General features: G+C 68.0%; 17 protein-coding genes, 1 other RNA gene and 1 pseudogene. 13 read left to right on the top strand and 6 right to left on the bottom strand.

Going from position 1 to position 19,141, the window contains the following annotated elements:
• Positions 1-97: 97 nt before the first annotated feature.
• From H7A86_RS13715 to ubiM, 6 genes are all read left to right on the top strand, one after another.
• Complete coding sequence (locus tag H7A86_RS13715) at positions 98-1,282, top strand: COG3904 family protein (protein WP_119131249.1); 1,185 nt, start codon at positions 98-100, stop codon at positions 1,280-1,282.
• 63 nt (positions 1,283-1,345) lie between these two features.
• A complete protein-coding gene (locus H7A86_RS13710; protein WP_104581880.1) occupies positions 1,346-1,594 on the top strand; it encodes a hypothetical protein in 249 nt (82 codons plus the stop codon).
• A 151-nt stretch (positions 1,595-1,745) separates the two neighbouring features.
• Positions 1,746-2,258, top strand: a complete 513-nt coding sequence (locus tag H7A86_RS13705) for a DUF4019 domain-containing protein (protein WP_119127920.1) — start codon at positions 1,746-1,748, stop codon at positions 2,256-2,258.
• A gap of 25 nt (positions 2,259-2,283) precedes the next feature.
• Complete coding sequence (locus H7A86_RS13700) at positions 2,284-2,685, top strand: MAPEG family protein (RefSeq protein WP_104581882.1); 402 nt, start codon at positions 2,284-2,286, stop codon at positions 2,683-2,685.
• 187 nt (positions 2,686-2,872) lie between these two features.
• Positions 2,873-2,948: non-coding RNA, sX9 sRNA (locus tag H7A86_RS13695), on the top strand.
• Between the two features lie 31 nt (positions 2,949-2,979).
• Positions 2,980-4,158, top strand: a complete 1,179-nt coding sequence (gene ubiM, locus H7A86_RS13690; RefSeq protein WP_119131250.1) for a 5-demethoxyubiquinol-8 5-hydroxylase UbiM — start codon at positions 2,980-2,982, stop codon at positions 4,156-4,158.
• A gap of 221 nt (positions 4,159-4,379) precedes the next feature.
• On the opposite strand, the gene H7A86_RS13685 is transcribed toward ubiM, so the two are convergent.
• The 4 genes and pseudogenes from H7A86_RS13685 to H7A86_RS13670 form a co-directional block, all read right to left on the bottom strand.
• Entirely contained in the window at positions 4,380-4,700 is a 321-nt protein-coding gene (locus H7A86_RS13685) for a hypothetical protein (protein WP_164739141.1), read from the bottom strand.
• Positions 4,697-4,939: an RNA-binding S4 domain-containing protein gene (locus H7A86_RS13680; RefSeq protein ID WP_024939760.1), complete on the bottom strand. Its 243-nt coding sequence runs from the start codon at positions 4,937-4,939 to the stop codon at positions 4,697-4,699. The genes H7A86_RS13685 and H7A86_RS13680 overlap by 4 nt, the downstream gene beginning before the upstream one ends.
• 153 nt (positions 4,940-5,092) lie before the next feature.
• Positions 5,093-5,740, bottom strand: a complete 648-nt coding sequence (locus tag H7A86_RS13675; RefSeq protein WP_119131251.1) for a hypothetical protein — start codon at positions 5,738-5,740, stop codon at positions 5,093-5,095.
• A gap of 27 nt (positions 5,741-5,767) precedes the next feature.
• A pseudogene (locus H7A86_RS13670) lies at positions 5,768-6,267 on the bottom strand (RNA polymerase sigma factor).
• 172 nt (positions 6,268-6,439) lie between these two features.
• Between H7A86_RS13670 and H7A86_RS13665 the strand changes: the two are divergent.
• The 4 genes from H7A86_RS13665 (at position 6,440) to H7A86_RS13650 (ending at position 13,013) form a co-directional block, all read left to right on the top strand.
• Positions 6,440-8,365 (top strand): DEAD/DEAH box helicase, encoded by a 1,926-nt coding sequence (locus H7A86_RS13665; RefSeq protein WP_115677590.1) that lies wholly within the window; start codon positions 6,440-6,442, stop codon positions 8,363-8,365.
• 272 nt (positions 8,366-8,637) lie between these two features.
• Positions 8,638-11,043 carry a putative bifunctional diguanylate cyclase/phosphodiesterase gene (locus tag H7A86_RS13660; protein ID WP_180707892.1) on the top strand — a complete coding sequence of 802 codons (2,406 nt, stop codon included), beginning with the start codon at positions 8,638-8,640 and terminating at the stop codon, positions 11,041-11,043.
• A gap of 48 nt (positions 11,044-11,091) precedes the next feature.
• Positions 11,092-11,814 carry a pseudouridine synthase gene (locus tag H7A86_RS13655; protein WP_016903964.1) on the top strand — a complete coding sequence of 241 codons (723 nt, stop codon included), beginning with the start codon at positions 11,092-11,094 and terminating at the stop codon, positions 11,812-11,814.
• A 128-nt stretch (positions 11,815-11,942) separates the two neighbouring features.
• The gene (locus tag H7A86_RS13650) at positions 11,943-13,013 is read left to right on the top strand and encodes a GGDEF domain-containing protein (protein WP_119131252.1); all 1,071 of its coding nucleotides are present in this window, start codon (positions 11,943-11,945) and stop codon (positions 13,011-13,013) included.
• Positions 13,014-13,118: 105 nt separating this feature from the next.
• On the opposite strand, the gene H7A86_RS13645 is transcribed toward H7A86_RS13650, so the two are convergent.
• Together H7A86_RS13645 and H7A86_RS13640 are read right to left on the bottom strand one after the other, a co-directional pair.
• Complete coding sequence (locus H7A86_RS13645; RefSeq protein ID WP_119131253.1) at positions 13,119-14,066, bottom strand: DMT family transporter; 948 nt, start codon at positions 14,064-14,066, stop codon at positions 13,119-13,121.
• Positions 14,067-14,104: 38 nt separating this feature from the next.
• Positions 14,105-14,938 (bottom strand): DUF72 domain-containing protein, encoded by an 834-nt coding sequence (locus H7A86_RS13640; RefSeq protein ID WP_119131254.1) that lies wholly within the window; start codon positions 14,936-14,938, stop codon positions 14,105-14,107.
• 294 nt (positions 14,939-15,232) lie between these two features.
• On the opposite strand from H7A86_RS13640, the gene rraA reads away from it, so the two are divergent.
• The 3 genes from rraA to H7A86_RS13625 all read left to right on the top strand — a co-directional run bounded on the left by rraA (position 15,233) and on the right by H7A86_RS13625 (position 18,941).
• The gene (rraA, locus tag H7A86_RS13635) at positions 15,233-15,733 is read left to right on the top strand and encodes a ribonuclease E activity regulator RraA (protein ID WP_119131255.1); all 501 of its coding nucleotides are present in this window, start codon (positions 15,233-15,235) and stop codon (positions 15,731-15,733) included.
• A gap of 23 nt (positions 15,734-15,756) precedes the next feature.
• Entirely contained in the window at positions 15,757-17,352 is a 1,596-nt protein-coding gene (locus H7A86_RS13630; protein ID WP_119131256.1) for a serine hydrolase, read from the top strand.
• Between the two features lie 323 nt (positions 17,353-17,675).
• A complete protein-coding gene (locus tag H7A86_RS13625) occupies positions 17,676-18,941 on the top strand; it encodes a cation:proton antiporter (protein WP_104582201.1) in 1,266 nt (421 codons plus the stop codon).
• Positions 18,942-19,141 lie beyond the last annotated feature (200 nt).

Below are 19,141 nucleotides of genomic sequence, written 5' to 3'. Positions count from 1 at the left end.
GTTGCACCGCGCCTGTGTGTTCATGGCAGGGTCAAACGGTGGGCCCGTTCAGCCATAGACTGAGGGTGATCTCCGTCGCGGTCTGTTGCCTGACATCATGCTGAAACTGCTCTGCCTGTCCCTTTCCTGCCTGCTGGCGCTGGTGGCCTGTGACCGCACCGGTACCTCGGCCGATGCCGCCGCCACGCAACAGGGCGGCGCGGGGCAGGGCGATGGCGACCACATGGTGTCGGTGGACACGCCCGAGCCGGCAGCGCCGCCGCCGCGGCCACGCGCGCAGGCGGGCGAGGCCGGCTGGCCGCAGGCGGAGCTGGACGCGGGCAAGGCCTGGATCAGTTGCGCCACCGATTACAGCAGCGACGCCGGCGACGGCACGCTGCTGCCGGCGCTGGACCGCGCCAGCGTGGAGGCGGCGCTGGCGCCATGTCGCGATACCGGCCTGCTGCGGGTGCGCTATGCCGGCAAGATCAACGCCGGCTTCGCAGCGTTGGTGTGGCGGCTGGCCACGGTGGCCGGGCAATTGCAGTTGCCGCATCGCATCCTGGACCTGGATTCCAGCGGCGGGCAGGTGGAAGCGGCGATCCGCGCCGGCGATGTGATCGGCGAATCCAACTGGACCATCTGGGTGCGCGAAGGCTCGATCTGCCACAGCGCCTGCGTGTTCGTGCTGGCCGCCGGCGATAACCGGCTGGTGGCCGGCAAGGTCGGCATCCACCGCATGATGCGGATCAGTTCCAAGGCCACCTCGCGCGCGGAACTCAATCGCGAGTTGCGCGAGGTCTACGGCAACGTCAAGGATTATCTGGAGCGCAACGGCGTGGCGGTGGCGGTGGCCGACCTGATGATGACCGTGCCCAATCGCAGCCTCCGCCTGCTGACGATGGACGAGCTGCGCGAGTATGGGCTGGATGGCACCAACGCGGTGCAGGACGATCTGGAGCGCATCCGCCAGATGCGCAAGTGCGGCGACGCCTTCGTGCGCCGCAAGGACGCGTTCCTGGTCGCCTTCGATCACAAGTGCAAGGGCGAGGGCGCCGATCTGGAGGCGGTCAACGCCTGCGGCCTGGCCTTGAAGCAGCGCTTCGGGTTTCCCGATGCGGCCTGCCCGGAAGAAAGCCCGCTGGCCGAAACCGATGCCGCCGCGCTGCCGGTAACCGCCGCACCGGATGCCGCGGCGGCGGCCGACACAGCGCCGGCCGCGCCAACCGCCGCGCCAACCGAGGCACCGGACGCGGCGGCCGCCGCCGAGCCTGCGCCGGGGCCCGCCCAGGGCGACGGCTGAGCTTCACGCGCACCGCACTGCCGTCTGCCTATGGTCGCGGCATATCACGGAGCCGGGGGCGCCATGCTCGGAAAGACAAAAGGTGTTGCGCTGGCGTATCTGCCATCGGCGTTGCTGGTGCTGGCCGGATTCGGCGTGGCCGAGCTCCTGCAGGTGATTGCTGCGGCCAGCCGGGTGCAGTGGCCGGCCACGTTGGCAGTGTGGCTGAGCCTGGTGGCGCTGATCGCGGCCATCGCCCGTGCGCTGTGGATCAGCTGGCGGCTATGGCGGCCGCGCGGCGTCGCGGCGGTTCCGCCCGGCGGCGAAGTCTGATGTTGCCAGGGCCGGCGCGGATTGCCCACACCGGGCTCCTGCGATCGTCGCGCACTCACCGCTGCAGGCAGCGCAGGTCTTAAACTGCCGCACCCGCCACGCGCCCGCGTTGGCTCCCATTCGTTCGCTCCGTACAAGGTCAATCTGCCCCATGTTCCGTCCTCGTCTGCTTGCCGCACTGCTGTTGGCTCCCTCGCTGGTCCTGGCCCAACAGCCGCAGACCGCTGCACGTCCGGCTGCCGCTGCGTCGACGGCGGCGCCCGCGGTCAACCCGGCGCAGCAGGCGCAGCTGGTCAAACAGAACACCGAGATGACCCAGGCGGCATTGCGGGTGGCGCAGATGGTCGATGCCAACCAGGTGGCCTCGCTATGGGATGGCGCCTCCAGCGTCGCCAAGACCGCGGTCAAGCGCGATGCCTTCGTGAGCCAGATCGGTGCCGAACGTGCGCGCCTGGGGGCCGTGGTCGGACGCGGGCAGGGCTCGGTGACGCGGGTCAAATACGCCGCCGGCGCGCAGGTGCCCGAAGGCCTGTACGTCAACGTCAGCTTCCCGACCCGCTTTGCCAAGGCCCAGCAGCCGGTGCGCGAGCTGGTGTCGTTCCGCCTGGACGAGGACAAGACCTGGCGGCTCGCCGGGTACAGCCTGCGCGCGTCGATCAAGTGATCTTGCAGCGCATCGGGAGACCCGCGTGGAACTGACCATCGAACTACAGATGCTGGGCTGGGCCATGGTGCTCGGTCTGGTGCAACTGCTGGCCGCCTCGGCCAGCATGACCGCCCAGCGCGGGACCAAGTGGAATGCCAGCGCACGCGATGGCGACGCCAAGCCGTTGACCGGCATTGCGGCGCGGCTGGATCGTGCATTCCGCAACTATCTGGAGACCTTCCCGATCTTCGCGGCCGCCGTCCTGGCGGTGAGCGTTGCCGGCCGTACCAGTGCAGACACCGCGCTGGGCGTGCAGCTGTACCTGTGGGCGCGCGTGGCGTACGTGCCGGCGTATGCGGCGGGGATTCCCTACCTGCGCAGCGCAATCTGGGTGGTGTCGTTCTGGGGCATCGTCAAACTGGTGCGGGCGTTGCTGGGCTGGTGACGCAGGCCTGGCTGCGTGCGTGCAGCCGGTGGCACAGCGACCGAGAAAACGCAGCAATAAGTCGCACGCCTGCGACTGTTCGGTTGCTGCTTGATCCTGATCAAGTCCGGCCAGCACTACTGCCGTAAACTGAGAGCCGCTACCAAGACGGCTGCGCCCACCGCCAGGCGTGCGTGCTCGACGCTGCATGTGCCACGCGTACATGCCGATTGCGCTGCACTGACCGCATCCACCTGACCACGGCACGCAAGGTCTTGTTAGCTCCTCTGGGTCTCGGTGGTAAAGGAGCGCGGCATGCAATCGGTGGATATCGCAGTCATTGGTGCCGGGCCGGTTGGCCTGAGTTTTGCGCGCTCCCTGGCCGGCAGTGGCCTGTCGGTGCTGGTGGTCGACCAGCAGCCACGCGCGCAACTGGCCGAGCCGGCCTTCGACGGGCGCGAGATCGCCCTGACCCATGCCTCGCGTGCACTGCTGGAGCAATTGGGCATCTGGCAGCAATTTCCCGCCGATGCGATCTCGCCGCTGCGCGACGCCCGCGTCATGGATGGACATTCGCACTTCGCACTGACCTTCGCCGCCTCCGCCCGGGGTGCCGGCGATCTGGGCTGGCTGGTGCCCAATCATCTGATCCGTCGCGCGGCCTGGCAGGCGGTGCAGGCGCAAGCCGGGTTGGAGATGCGCTGCTCTTGCACGCTGCAGGCCGTGCAGCAGGAGCGCGGCCGCGTGGTGCTGCAGTTGTCCGATGGGGAAACGGTGTCGGCGCGCCTGCTGGTGGCGGCCGACAGCCGTTTTTCCAGTACCCGGCGCCTGCTCGGCATCGGCGCGCAGCTGCGTGATTTCGGCAAGACCATGCTGGTGTGCCGGATGCGCCATGCGCTGCCGCACCGGTATGCCGCCTGGGAGTGGTTTGGCTACGGCAAGACGCTGGCGTTGCTGCCGCTGCAGGGCAACCGCGCTGGCGCGGTGCTGACCCTGCCGCCGCGACAGGTGGAGGCCTTGCTGGCGATGGAGGCGGCGGACTTCAGTGCGGCGGTGACCGAGGCGTTCGAGCATCGGCTCGGGCCGATGCAGCAGGACGGCAGCCGGCATGCCTATCCGCTGGTGGCCGCCTATGCACAATGCTTTATCGCCGAGCGTGCCGCGCTGATCGGCGATGCGGCGGTGGGCATGCACCCGGTCACCGCGCATGGTTTCAATTTCGGATTGCAGAGCCAGGCACGCCTGGCCGAGCGTGTGCGTGCCGCTGCTGCAGCCGGGCGCGACATCGGGGCTGCGGCCTTGCTGCAGGGGTGCGAGCGGGCGCACCGGCTGGCGACGCGGCCGCTGTATGAAGCGACCAATGCGCTGGCCGCGCTGTACACCGACGACCGTGCGCCGGCCCGCCTGCTGCGACGTGGTGCCTTGGGTGCGGCGCATGCGGTGGCGCCGTTCAAGCAGGCGATTGCGGCGCATCTGACCCAGCGCAGCGTCTGAGGTATCGACGTGGGAGCGGGGAGGCGCAGTGCGTGCAGCGCTGCACTGTGGTCCTCATGCGCAGTGGCCTGCAACGGTGTTCGACTCGCGGGCGGGCAATGCGGTCATCCGCTCGCTTGCAGGTGTTCTTGTGGCAATCGGGCGGGCTCGGTCAGCTCGGCTGTCATTAGTGCTGTCATCAGGCGCGCCGCAGTCAGGACGCGGCCATCAGGACGCAGCCATCAGGCCGGCGCATCGACCCGCGCAAGAATCGCATCGATCGCGGTGCGCGCATCGCCGCTGCGCAAGGCGTCTTCCAGCAGTGGAATCACCCAGGCGCAGCCGGCCTTGGTCACGTCTGCGCGCCAGCCGCCGGGCCAGCCTTCCAGTTCGTGCAAGGCCAGCATGCTGCAACCGCCGCGCTCGGCGTGACCGCCACGGATCGACTGCTCGAACCAGAACGGCGTGTCCGACTCGACGTCGATCGAAAAGATGTAGACATCGTGGTCCGGATCGTCCGCCGAGGGCGCGTTGTTGCGCCAGCCGACCTGCACCACGCTCATTCTGCCGGCTCCGCATCGGGGTCCAGCGCCAGCACGCGGATCTCCACATCGTCCAGTTGCACGCACTGGCCGGGGCGGATCTTGGCGGTCTTGCGCAGTTCCTGCACGCCATCGACGCTGACCGCGCCGCTGGCGACGATCGCCTTGCCCTGCCCACCGCTGTCGGCAATACCGGCCAGCTTGAGCAGCTGGTTGAGTTCGATGTACTCGCCGTCCAGGTCGAATTCCAGAAATTGCATGGTGCGCTCGGTGACAGGAAGACGGCGATTATCCGCTTGTCGCAGCCGGCAACACCACCGTGCCGAACGCAGCCCCGGCAGGTGGAGTCGTGCGCGACGCAGGCGTACCAGCGGCATCCGCCACGCCTGCGTCGCGGTGCGGCGTGGGAAAGCTTATTCGCGTTGAAAACGTGCAATTTCGTCCAGCATGCTTTCGGCGCGCACGACGCCGGGCCCGGCATGCGCGTTGTCGATGCGTTCCAGCCACGGATGGCGTTTGCGCTGCAGCCGTCGATAGCCGAGCCAGGTGCCGATGCCACCGAGCACGCCCACCAGCAGATTGAGCAGCAGCCAGTCGTGCGGCAGGGTCAGGCCGGTCAGCCCGCGCCAGCCGGCGTCGGCCACGGCCACCCACAGCACCCAGAACGCCACGCCCAGCCACGGGGCCACCCGCGTGCGCCAGCGCCGCAACTGCGCGAGCGCGCGCTGCGTCGGCAGCAGCGGTCCGGCAAAGTCCAGTTGCGCCAGCAGCTGCAGCTGCCGTAGTGCGGAGATCGCCAGCGCAATGCTCCACAGCTGCAGCAGCACGCCGCCGATGATCGCCGCAACCTGATCGGTATGGGCAAGCCAGCTGCGCGCGATCACGATGTGCAGCGCCACGGCGCACAGCAATTGCGCGGACTGGCTCAGCCACAGCGGGCGCAGGCTGGTGCGCGCCGCATGGCCACGCACCTGGCCGAGGATGCGGCTGATCTGCGTGCTGTGCCGATCCAGCCGGTGTTCCATCGCGTGCCAGGCGCGTTGCATGTCGTCGAGTTCCATCGAATGTTCCTTGGGAGAAGTGGGTGGTCAGAGTTCGGCGCGGATGCGCGCCTTGAGGCGGCTGAGTTTCGTGGCGACATTGGTCTCGCTGATGCCGAGCACCTCGCCGATCTCGCGGTAGCTGTGCGCGTCCAGGTACAGCAGCATCAAGGCGCGTTCCAGCGGCGGCAGGTGGGCGATGAAGCCGTGGAGCGCGGCGACCTGCTGCGCGTGTGCCGGGTCGCGCGCCAGCGGGTCGGCGATGCTGTCGGCCACCGCCTCCAGCGGGAGCGGGTCCTGCGGCGCGCGGCTGCGGCCGCGCAGATCGCTGATCGCCACGTTCAAGGCAATGCGGTACATCCAGGTGGAAAAGCGCCGGCCGGCATCGTAGCCGGGGAACGCGCGCCATAACTGCACGGTGATGTCTTGCGCCAGCTCGGCGCGGTCGTCCGGGTTCCAGCAATAGCTGGCCGCGACCTTCAGGACGATGCCGCGGTGCTGCTGCAGCAACGCGCTAAAGCGGTGTGCAGGTCTGTTTCCAGGGACATGGCTCCGGCCGGGTGGGGGAATGACAAGGGTCGAGGAGATGATTCGCCGCAGCGGGCAAATCCTCACAAGCTGAACGGACTGTCACGGAAATTTCGACAGCGGGGGGCCTGAGGGCGCACACTATGCTGCTTTGCGCCTGCCGGCTCCGTGCGGCGCCTCCGGAGTTACCCAATGACCCAAGAATCTCCCGCGCCGCTGCTGTTTGCAGACCTCGGCCTCTCAGACGCTGTGATGAAGGCGGTTGCCGCCGTCGGCTACGAGTCGCCGTCGCCGATCCAGGCCGCCACCATTCCCGCGCTGCTGGCCGGCCGCGACGTGCTCGGCCAGGCGCAGACCGGCACCGGCAAGACCGCCGCGTTCGCGCTGCCGGTGCTGTCCAATGCCGACCTCAACCAGCTCAAGCCGCAGGCGCTGGTGCTGGCCCCGACCCGCGAGCTGGCCATCCAGGTCGCCGAGGCGTTCCAGAAATATGCCGAAGCCATTCCCGGCTTCCGCGTGCTGCCGGTCTACGGCGGCCAGCCCTACGCGCAGCAGCTGAGCGCGCTCAAGCGCGGCGTGCATGTGGTGGTCGGCACTCCAGGCCGGGTGATCGATCACCTGGATCGTGGCACGCTGGACCTGTCCCAGCTCAAGACGCTGGTGCTGGACGAAGCCGACGAAATGCTGCGCATGGGCTTCATCGACGACGTCGAAGCGGTGCTGAAGAAGTTGCCGGAGAAACGCCAGGTGGCGCTGTTCTCGGCAACCATGCCGCCGGCGATCCGCCGCATCGCGCAGACCTATCTGAAAGACCCGGCCGAAGTCACCATCGCGGCCAAGACCACCACCTCGGCCAATATCCGCCAGCGCTACTGGTGGGTGAGCGGCCTGCACAAGCTGGACGCGCTGACCCGCATCCTGGAAGTCGAGCCGTTCGACGGCATGATCATCTTCGCGCGCACCAAGGCCGCCACCGAAGAGCTGGCGCAGAAGCTGCAGGCACGTGGCATGGCCGCGGCGGCCATCAATGGCGACATGCAGCAGGCCGCCCGCGAGAAGACCATCGCCCAGCTCAAGGACGGCAAGCTCGACATCCTGGTCGCCACCGACGTGGCCGCGCGCGGCCTGGACGTGGAGCGCGTCAGCCATGTGCTGAACTACGACATCCCGTACGACACCGAAAGCTACGTGCACCGCATCGGCCGTACCGGCCGTGCCGGCCGCAACGGCGACGCGATCCTGTTCGTCACCCCGCGCGAGAAGGGCATGCTGCGTTCGATCGAGCGCGCCACCCGCCAGCCGATCGAAGAGATGCAGCTGCCGAGCGTGGATGCGGTCAACGACACCCGCGTGGCACGGTTCATGACCCGCATCACCGAGACCCTGGCCGGCGGCCAGATCGAGATGTATCGCGATCTGCTGCAGCGCTACGAGAGCGAGAACAACGTGCCGGCGATCGATATCGCCGCGGCGATGGCCAAGCTGCTGCAGGGCGATGCGCCGTTCCTGCTGACCCCGCCGGTGCGTGGCGCACGCGAGGAGTTCGCCCCGCGCGAGCGCAATGATCGCGGTGATCGCGGCGAGCGTCCGCGCTTCGAGCCGAAGTTCGAGCGTGGCCCGCGTGCCGATGGTGAGCGCGCGGCACGCCCGCCGCGTGCGGAACGTCCGGCCTTCGCCGATGATGGCGCCGGTGCCGAGCGTCCGCGTCGCGACCCGGTTGCCCCGCGCGGCGAGCCGGAGTTCGGCATGGAGAGCTACCGCATCGAAGTGGGCCACACCCACGGCGTGAAGCCGGCCAATATCGTCGGTGCGATCGCCAACGAAGCCGGCCTGGAAAGCCGCTACATCGGCCGTATCGACATCCAGGACGACTATTCGATCCTGGACCTGCCGGCCGACATGCCGCGCGAGCTGCTGACGCACCTGAAGAAGGTCTGGGTGTCCGGCCAGCAGCTCAACATGCGCAAGCTGGAAGACGGCGAGGCGGCTGCAGCGCCGTCCAGGCCGCGCTTCCCGCGCGGCGGCAAGCCGTCCGGCCGCCCGAATGGCCCGAACCGTCCGATGGACCGTGCCGGCGCGCCGCATCGCAAGGGCCCGCCCAAGCCCCGCGGCGAGTAAGCGCCGCTGAGGACCCGGCAGCGTTCGGCGGTCCTGCCGTCGCTGCGGGGCGCCGTGGTCGTTATGTTGGTTGATGCATATCGGACTGCAGGGGTCACGCGCTGACGTCTCGGGGATTGCCGGCAGCGTCCTGCCGGCCAGGCGAAGTGCCTGCGTCGACCGTGGTCAAGCAGGCGCTGCCATACAGACTGCGCCATTGCGGCCGCTACTGCCTTCAGGCGCCCACTGGGCGCCTGAATCGCATGGGGCGGCGGCAGGGTTCGAGGGTGACAATGGCGCAGATGGCGGGCGGTACCGGCGGTAGGCAGACCATGCATCTGATGCGCGGCTGGCTGACGCTTCCCTTGGCCTTGTTGATCGGCATGGCCATCAGCATGGCGGTGCTCTCTGCGCTGATGATCGAGATCCAGTCCGGAGCGACGGCCTGGATCGTCGGCCAGAGCCACTGGTCCAATGCCCAGCAGGAGTCGGTGTACTGGCTGGAGCGCTATCTGGGGAGCGGCGATCCGGCCGACCTGCAGGCCGCCTGCCGCGCGCTGGAAGTGCCGCTCGGCGACCGCGCGGCCCGCGAGGCGGTCGAGCAACCGGTGATCGACTGGAGCGCGGTCCATGCCGGGCTGGCGGCCGGCCGCAATGCCCCTGAGGACATGCCGCAAATGGTGCGGCTGTATCGCTACGGCCATGTCTTTCCGTATCTGGGCGACGCCATCGCGATGTGGAAACACACCGATGCCGACCTGTTGCAGCTGAGCGCGCTGGCCGACCGGGCCGCCTCGGTGCAGGCCGCCAGCCGCCCGGATCCGCGCGCGCTGCAGGCCCTGCGCGATGAGCTGCATCTGCTCGATGGCCGCATGCGCAGCGATACGGCGCAGTTCCAGGCGCTGCTGATCCGCTGCGCGCGGCTGCTGCACGACATGATGGTGATCTGCAGCCTGGCGACCTTGCTGCTGGTGCTGACCACCTGCGTGCTGGCGATGCGCCGCATCGGCGATTACCTGCTCTCGCACGAAGGCCGCTTTCGCACCGCGTTCCAACAGGCGGCGCTGGGCATGGTCAAGTTCGACCTGCGCGGCCGCGTGCTCGATGCCAATGCCTCGATGGCCAACATCCTGCGCTACCGGCCCGAAGAGCTGCAGGCCTGCACGCTGGCCGAGGTGATGCATCCGGACGACATCGCGCTGGACAGCCGCGGCCTGATCGACTGGCCGACCCTGCTGCAGTCCGGCGAGCGACGCTTCCTGCGCGCCGATGGCGGGGTGATGTGGGGGCGCTGGAGTGCCTCGCTGGTGGAACCCGGCCCGGAAGAGCCGACCCTGGTGCTGGCGGTGATCGAGGATGTCTCGCACGCACACGAGCTGGCCGACGAAGTCGCCTTCCATGCGCGCCACGATGCCCTGACCGGCCTGATCAACCGCCGCGAGATCGAGCGCCGGCTGCTGCGCCTGATCGAGCCGCCGCAATCGCCGCAGCTCCGCCATGCGCTGTGCTTCGTCGACCTGGATCACTTCAAGCTGGTCAACGACACCTTCGGGCATGCGGTGGGCGACAAGTTCCTGTGCCACTTCGCCGATGTGATCACCATGCAGCTGCGCCCCGGCGACTGGCTGGGGCGGCTGGGTGGCGACGAGTTCGCGATCCTGCTGGCCAATACCGACCTGGCGCAGGCGCAAACCGTGCTCGAGCGCATGCACGCGGTGCTGGGTCAGCCGTGGAGCCACCAGGGCGGGCGGCCGCTGACGCCCGGTTGCAGCTTCGGCGTGGTGGAAATCCGCCAGGGCGCCAGCGACGTCAATGCCTTGATGACCGCCGCCGACCTGGCCTGTTACGCAGCCAAGGAAGAGGGGCGCAACCGGATTCGCTGTTTCGGCGAAAACGATCTGGCGCTGGCGCGGCGCCGCCACGACGGCGGCTGGATCAGCGCGGTGCAGCAGGCCATCGCCGAGGACCGCCTGCTGCTGTATGCGCAGAAGATCCAGGTATTGCGCGATCCGGGACGCCTGCAGTACGAAGTGCTGGTGCGCATGCGCGCGGGTGACGGGCGGGTGCTGAGTCCGGGCGAATTCCTGCCTGCGGTGGAACGCTACGGCCTGGGGCGCATGGTCGACGTGCATGTGCTGGAAACGCTGTGCGCGCAGCTGGCGGCCAATCCGCTGCACCTGGCCGCGCTGGATCTGTGCCACGTCAACCTGTCTGCGCAGTCGATCGCGCAAGCGGATTTTCTCGATTTCGTGTGCGCCCTGTTCGAGCGCTATCCGAGCCTGGTGCCCAAGCTGTGCATGGAGATCACCGAGACCGCCGTCATTGGCGACCTGGAGCACGCGCGGCGCTTCGTGCAGAGCGTGCGCGCGCGCGGCTGCCATGTGGCGCTGGACGATTTCGGCAGCGGCCTGGCATCGTTCGGCTATCTCAAGCAGTTCACCGTGGATGTCCTCAAGATCGATTGCGGCTTCGTACGCAACTACGCACACGACGCGGTGGACCGTGCGGCGGTGCATTCGATCGCGCAGGTGGGCCTGGCGCTGGGCATCGAAGTGGTGGCCGAGGGCGTGGAGTCGGAGGCGGACATTCCCGGCCTGCACGAGGCCGGAGTGGGCCAGGTGCAGGGTTTCAGCCTGCATCGTCCATGCCCGCTCGACGAGTTGCTGCACGCCGGGCAGCCGCTGCTGGCGGTGTCCTGATCGCACGTGGGTGCACGCGGGGCGCTGCAAATCGCCGATAATCGGCCGATGACGACCCGACTCAACAAATACATCGCCGAAACCGGCTTCTGCTCCCGCCGCGAGGCCGATCGCCTGATCGGCGAACGCCGGGTCACCGTCAATGGCGTGGCCGCCGGCACCGGTGCGGTGGTGGGCGAGGACGACACCGTGCTGGTGGACGGCCAGCCACTGCGCACGCGCGCCGCCAGCAAGCCCGGTGGGCGCAAGCATGTCTACATCGCGCTCAACAAGCCGGTGGGCATCACCTGCACCACCGAAAGTTCGGTCAAGGGCAACATCGTCGAATTCGTCGGCCACGAGCAGCGCATCTTTCCGGTCGGCCGGCTCGACAAGGAGTCCGAGGGGCTGATCCTGATGACCAGCAACGGCAACATCGTCAACGAGATCCTGCGCGCGGAAAATCGCCACCAGAAGGAATATCTGGTGGCGGTCAACAAGCCGGTCACCGACGAATTCCTGCGTGGCATGGCGCGCGGCGTGCGCATCCACAACGAGACCACGTTGCCGTGCCGCACCGCGCGCATCGCCAAGTTCGGCTTCCGCATCGTGCTGGAGCAGGGCTTGAACCGGCAGATCCGCCTGATGTCCGCCGAATTCGGCTACCGCGTGACCCAGCTGCGCCGTGTGCGCATCGACAACATCAAGCTGGCCGCGCTCAAGCCCGGGCAGTGGCGCAACCTCAGTGATGCGGAATTGCGCGGATTGCTGCCGCAACGAACCGATTGGTGATGGGGCCCGGCGCGATCGGCCGCACATAGCGGCACGGTGCGCCGGCTGCGCATGTGCAGCCCGATGGCCGCGCATGACCGGCTCGGTCATACTTGCGCCGCTGACAGCCAGCTGGGGGAGCAGGCAGCGTGATCAAACCGACATTGCCGGACAACGAAGCCGAACGACTGGCCGCGCTGCGTCAGTACGAGGTGCTGGATTCGCCGCCCGAGCGTGCCTTCGACGACCTCACCATGATCGCGTCCACGTTGTGCCAGACGCAGATGGCGGCGGTGGTGCTGGTGGACGAGCAGCGGCAATGGTTCAAGTCCGCACATGGCGCGCCGCGTAGCGAAGCGTCGCGCGATATCTCGTTCTGCGCGCATGCGATCCTGCGCCCGGACGAAGTGATGATGGTCGACGACACCTTGGTCGACCCGCGCTTCCACGACAATCCGATGGTGACCGGCAGCGCTGCGGTGCGCTTCTATGCCGGCGCGCCGTTGGTGACCAGCGGCGGCATGGCGCTGGGCTCGCTGTGCGTGTTCGACCAGACCCCGGCGCATCTGCGCGAAGAGCAGCGGCAGGCGCTGCAGGCATTGTCGCGGCAGGCCGCACATCTGCTGGAACTGCGCCTGGCCGGCAAGCGCCTGCGCCAGCAACTGCATGAGCGCCAATGGTACGAACAGCAGCTGGCAAGTTACTACGCGCAAATGGATGCCTTGAACGCCGATCTGGTCGAGCAGACCCGCACCGATCCGCTGACCGGCCTGCCCAATCGACGTGCGTTTGCGGCGGCCCTGGGCGTGGCCATGGAACAGACGCGTGCGGCGGGCCAGCCGTTATCGGTGGCGTTGCTGGACGTGGACCACTTCAAGACCGTCAACGACGTGCACGGGCACGATCAGGGCGATGTGTTGCTGCGCGAGTTGTCGGCGTTGCTGCGCGCGCATGTGGCCGGTGCCGGCACCATCGCGCGTTACGGCGGCGAGGAATTCGTGCTGCTGCTGCCCGATGTGGATCGGCTGCAGGCACGCGTGCAGTGCGAATACCTGCGCCAGAGCGTGGCAGTGATGACGATCGCGCTGCCGGTGACGGTGAGTATCGGCGTGGCCACGCTGCATCCGCAGGAAAGCGCGGACGCGGTGATCAAGCGCGCCGACCAGGCCCTGTATGCGGCCAAGCGGGGCGGGCGCGACCAGGTGGTGGCGTTGGCATAGGTGTGGTTGTGATCGTGGTGATGTGCGGGCGTTGCTGCGTTATCGACAAGGCCTGTCGCGGCCTGGGCCGCTCCTACGACGACGGTTGTTGCTTGTGCGGTGCAGTCAGTCGACGATGTTCTTCGCCTCGGCGGTGCCGAGCAGTTCCGGATGCACGATCGTGCGTCGGCGTTCCAGCACCGGATGCAGGAACACCGCGCCGAGAATGATCGCCACGCCGAGATAGAACTGCGCGGTCAACTCGCGTTGCTCGCCGAGCAGGGCGATCGCCAGCACGATGGCGTAGACCGGTTCGAGATTGGTCACCAGCTGCACCGAGTAGGCGCTGAGATGGCGCAGCGCCACCAGCGCCAGCGCAAACGGCAGCAGGGTGCAGGCCAGCGACAGCACCAGCAGCAGGATGCCGTCGTGCAGGCCGGGAACGATCAGCAGATCGCCATGCAGCGACGGCAGCACCAACGGCATGGCCGGTGCCAGCACGGTCAAGGTCAGCGTGCCGGCACCGAGTTCCAGTGCGGTGACGGTGAGCGGGTCGGCATGCGCGACCATGCGCTTGTTGAGCGAGCCGAACAGGCCCACGAACACCGCAGAAATCGCGCCGACCACTACCCCGGCACGCATGCCATCGGGCACCCCGCCGACCACCAGTGCCACCCCGGGCAGCACCGCCAGGCCGAACAGCAATTCGCGCGGGCGGAAGGGGCGCTGCGTCACCCATGGCTCGATCACTGCAGTGAACACCGGCGCCAGCGCGATGCAGGTCGCCGCCACCGAGGCATTGGCCAGCTTGATCGCGCCGTAGAAGGTCAGCCAGTGCAGGGCCACCAACGCGCCGATGCCGCAATAGCCCAGCACCACGCGCGCGGACAGGCCGCGCAGCCCGCGCCATACCCGCGGCAACAGCGCCAGTGCCACCACCACGATCAACATGCGCCACCACACCAACGGCAACGCCGGCAGCGTGATCAGCTTGCCCAGGATCGCGGTGATGCCCCAGAGCAGGACGCAGAAATGGATTTGCAGTTGCGCCTTGCGCAGGTCGGTCATGGCCATGCGCCATTGTCGCGCAAGACGCGCCGCAACGCCGCTGCCTAGCGCGCCCCCAACGCCTGCAGCAATGCCATTGCCGCCGCCGGATTGCGCTCCTTGGCGGCGCTGATGAAAAACACGAACACCTCGCGTGGGGTGACCTTGACGTGCGTGGCCGCGTCGACATGCGGCAGGTCCTCCGGATCGTCGCCGCGCCGCCAGGCCTGGATGCGCTCGGCCCAGCGCGCCAGTGCCGGCGCAGGGTAACCTGCAGTCAGGCGCGCCTGGCTGCGCATCAGGCGCGCATAGACGAAGTCGGTGGACAGATCGGCAAAGGACGGGTGCGCGTCCGAGTCGGTGAACACCGTGGCCACCCCATGCCGGCGCACCAGTGCCAGCAGCGAGGCATCCACCGCGTCGTGGTCGCGGATTTCCAGCACATGGCGCAGCACGCGCTTGCCGGCGCGCTTGGGCAGCAACGACAGGAACGCGTCCAGGTCGTCGGCCTGCAGCCGGTGCCCCTGTTCGAACTGCCACACCAGCGGCCCCAGCGTGTCGCCGAGCTCGACAATGCCGCCGATGAAGTCGTCCACCTGCGCCTGGGTGCCGGCCAGTTTGCGCGACTGGGTGATGCGGCGCGGTGCCTTGGCCGAGAACACGAACCCGGGCGGCACCTGCTCGCGCCACTTCGCGTAGGTCGCCGGCTTCTGTGCCCCGTAGTAGGTGCCGTTGATCTCGATGGCGGTGAGGTGGCGGCTTGCGTATTCCAGCTCGCGGCGTTGTACCAGCCCTTCCGGATAGAACATCCCCGCCCGCCACGGCGCATACACCCAGCCGCCGATACCGACGTGGATGCCATCGAGCGCGGGCGGGGTGGCGGCGAACAGATCGGTCATGAGGGATTCCACGTTGGCGTGAGCGCGTGCCTGGCATGTCCGGTGCACGCACCTGTTGCAGGCCGCCCCGATGATAGCCCCGCCGGCTTCGCCGTGACGCCCCGCGGTTGCCGCAGCGTCCGCGCGCACGCCCAGGCAGGCGCGGCCGTTGCCCGGGACCATCTGCAGGCAAGGGATGGATAGCGATCCAGGCGCAGCCGGCCAAGCGGCGCGGCGATCGGCGGCCTCCTCGGCGGCTTACGCGGACGCGGCCATGCCGCTACCATCGCAGCTCGCCACTTCCGGACCGCAGCGATGACCTGGACCACGCCCGATCTGTGTGACCGCTTTCCCGAGGTGAGCATCGCCGAACCGGTGTTCCGCTCCTATGGCGCACGTGCGGCATTCTCCGGGCCGATCGTCACCGTGCGCTGTTTCGAGGACAACTCGCGCGTGCGCGAACTGGCCGCCACGCCCGGCGACGGACGGGTGCTGGTGGTGGACGGGCAGGGCTCGTTGAAACATGCCCTGCTCGGCGACCAGATCGCCGCACAGGCGGTCGCCAATGGCTGGGCCGGCGTGTTGATCCACGGCTGCGTGCGCGATGTGGAGATCCTGGCCACGCTGCCGCTGGGCGTGCTGGCGCTGGGCGCCTGCCCGCGCCGCACCGAGCGGCGCGATCTGGGCGACGTGGATGTGCCGGTGAATTTTGCCGGCGTGGCCTTCGTGCCCGGCCATTGGCTGTATGCCGATGGCAACGGCGTGTTGGTGGCACCGCTGCCGCTGTCGCTGGACAGTGCGGGCGGATCGATTTAAGCGACATGCGAGGACCTGGGACAGTGACCGTGAACCGATGGCTGAGTGGAGGCGTGCTGATGCTGGCAAGCGTGGTGGCGACGACGCAGGCGGCCGAGCTTCCCGCCGGCATGCAGCAGTTCGACGCGCAGATGGAGCGCGTGCGCGAGCAGTTCGATGTGCCCGGCATTGCGGTGGCCATCGTCAAGGATGGGCAGGTGGTGCTGGAGCGCGGCTACGGCGTGCGCGAGATCGGCAAGCCTGCGCCGGTGCAGGCCGATACGCTGTTCGCGATCGCCTCCAACACCAAGGCCTTCACTGCCGCGTCGCTGTCGATCCTGGCCGACGAGGGCAAGCTCTCGCTCGACGACAAGGTCATCGATCACCTGCCGTGGTTCCGCATGTCCGACCCGTACGTCAGCGGCGAGATGCGCCTGCGCGATCTGCTCGCGCACCGCAGCGGCCTGAGTCTGGGCGCGGGCGACCTGCTGTTCTGGCCGACCACCAGCTACAGCACCGACGAGGTGGTGCAGCGCCTGTCCAAGGTGCCGTTGAAGGGCGGTTTCCGCGATCGCTACGCCTACGACAACATCTTGTACGCGGTGGCGCAGAAGGTGATCGAGCAGGTCTCCGGGCAGAGCTATGCGGCGTTCCTGCAGCAACGCATCTTCGCCCCGGTCGGCATGCGCGGCACGCGCTTCAATGCCGACCATCTGCAGCCGGGCGACAATGCGGCGGTGGGCCATGCCAAGTACGACTTCACCGAGCTGCGCACCGTCGCGCCACTGACCTGGTCCAACAATTCCGGTGCCGGCGGCATCTATGCCAGCGCGCACGACATGGCGCTGTGGATGAAGGTGCAACTGGCCGGTGGCGTACTGCCGGATGGCAGCCGGCTGTTCAGTGCAAGGCGGCAGCAGGACATGTGGTCGATGATCACGCCGATCGCGATTGCCGAACCGGCCGTGCCGGAGCTGGCGGCAGCACGGCCCAATTTTTCCGGCTACGGCGAAGGCTGGAGCCTGAGCGATTACCGCGGCCATCGGCTGGTCTGGCACACCGGCGGCTGGCCGGGCATGGTGTCGCGGCTGACGCTGGTGCCCGACCAGCAACTGGGCGTGGTGGTGTTGACCAACCAGGAAGTCGGCGCGGCCTTCAATGCAGTGACCCTGCAGGTGCTGGATGCGTTCCTGCAGGGGCCGGCCACCGATTGGACCGCCGCCTATGCCAAGGCCGTGGCCAAGGCCGATGGCGATGCGGACACCAGCTGGAAGAAGCGTCTGGACGCACGTGCAGCGCGCTCCACGCCGTCGCTGCCGTTGCGCAGCTATGCGGCGACCTATCGCGACCCGTGGTACGGCGATGTGGTGATCCGTCAGGACGGCAAGCGCCTGCGTCTGCAGTTTTCCAGGACCGCGCAATTGATCGGCACGCTGGAGCATTGGCAGCACGACAGCTTCATCGTGCGCTGGGACGACCGCTCCTTGAATGCCGATGCCTTCGTCAATTTCGCGCTGACCCCGGATGGCGCGGTGCGCGAGATGCGGATGGAGGCGGTGTCGCCGCTGACCGATTTCAGCTTCGATTTCCAGGATCTGGTGTTGACGCCGGTGGCGGCAGCGCAGCCGACGCAGAAGTGATGCTTCGCTGATCCTTGCGGCGGCCACCGCCACTGCCTGTGCGTGCGGTGGCCGGCCGCCTGTGCTGCAGCGTCGGCGCCGTGCGCACCGATGGCCTGGCGGCGGGGCACCATCGGCGCCGCAGCCGCACACCGCGCATGGGCCGATCAGTGCGGACTTGCGCAACTGGGCTCGGCGCATCGGCCACGTGTCGTCCGGGCCAACCGTGACGAATGACTCCAGCCTCGCTCCCGCCAAGGCCTGTGTGCCAGCTGCACGATGGCTATCGCCCACCGACACGGCTCGTTATGATCCGCGCACTTCTCAGGGATGTCGCCGAACGCATGACCACTCCGCAGATGTCGGTGTACTTCTTCCTGCAGGCCGCCGCGATCCTGCTGGTCTGTCGTCTGGTGGGGCTGCTGGCCAGGCGGATCGGCCAGCCGCAGGTGGTGGGCGAGATGATCGCCGGGGTGATGCTGGGACCGTCGCTGTTCGGCGTGCTGGCACCTGCGACGCAGGCAGCCTTGTTTCCCAGGCAGACCATGGATGTGCTGTACGTGTTCGCGCAGTTCGGCGTGGGCCTGTACATGTTCCTGGTCGGTACCGACTTCCGCGGGGACCATTTCCGCGCGCGCTATCGCAGTGCGATGAGCGTGTCGATGGCCGGCATCGCGGTACCGTTCGCGTTGGCCTTTGCCCTGTGCCCGTGGTTGATCAACGTTGGCGGCCTGTTTTCGGAAAAGGCCAAGTTGATGGAGGCCTCGCTGTTTCTGGGGGCGGCCATCGCGATCACCGCGTTCCCGATGCTGGCGCGCATCATCCACGAGCGCGGTCTGACCAATAGCCCGTTGGGCACGCTGGCACTGACTGCAGGTGCGTTCGACGATGCGGCGGCGTGGTGCATTCTTGCCGTGGTCCTGGCCAGCTTCGGCGGCAGTTGGGGTAGTGCCTATCTGGCCATCGGCGGCGGGGTGGCCTATGCATTGTTCATGATCTTTGTCGGCAGGCATCTGCTGCGCCGCCTGGACGCCTACGTGGTGCCGAACCAGCCGCTCGGCAACGGTGTGCTCGCGGTGGTGTTGATGCTGTTCTGCCTCAGCGCGTGGGCAATGGATGCGATCGGCATCCACGCCGTGTTTGGCGGCTTCCTGCTGGGCGTCTGCCTGCCCAGGGGAGCGCTGACCGAAAAACTGCGCGAGATGCTGCAGCCGTTCGTGGTGGTATTGCTGCTGCCGCTGTTCTTCACCTATTCCGGCCTCAAGACCCAGCTCAGCGTGCTGCTGCAGCCGCAGATCATGCTGGCAGGCGTGGCGATCCTGGCCGCATCGTTCATCGGCAAGGGCGTGGCCTGCTGGGCCGCGGCGCGTGCCACCGGCGAGAACAACCGCGATGCGATGGCGATCGGCTCGCTGATGAATGCACGTGGCCTGATGGAGCTGATCATCATCAATATCGGCCTGCAGGCCGGGGTGATCGAACAAGGCCTGTTCTCGGTGCTGGTGCTGATGGCGATCCTCTCGACCCTGATGGCCACGCCGCTGTTCAACTGGATCATGCGGCGCCATCGCAACGTGACCGATGCGGTGCCGAGCCTGCAGCAGCGCTGAGGCGCTGCCATCGATTCCACCGATGCGGGCACGCGCTGCTGTCGTCTGACGCCTGCGCTGCGATGGTGGTCGCATCCAGGCGCCCCGATGCCTGCTGCGACACAAGGCGCCCCGCGCGCTGGCGTGCGCGGCGTCGCGCGGCTTGCGGGCATCCGTGCAGCATCCCGGCACCGTGCGGTGGCGGAGTCACCATCCCGGCG

Source organism: Xanthomonas euroxanthea (assembly GCF_903989455.1).
Classification (GTDB): Bacteria; Pseudomonadota; Gammaproteobacteria; order Xanthomonadales; family Xanthomonadaceae; genus Xanthomonas; species Xanthomonas euroxanthea.
The sequence above is the reverse complement of the archived record's forward strand: the minus strand, read 5'-3'. Positions and strand labels throughout refer to the sequence as shown.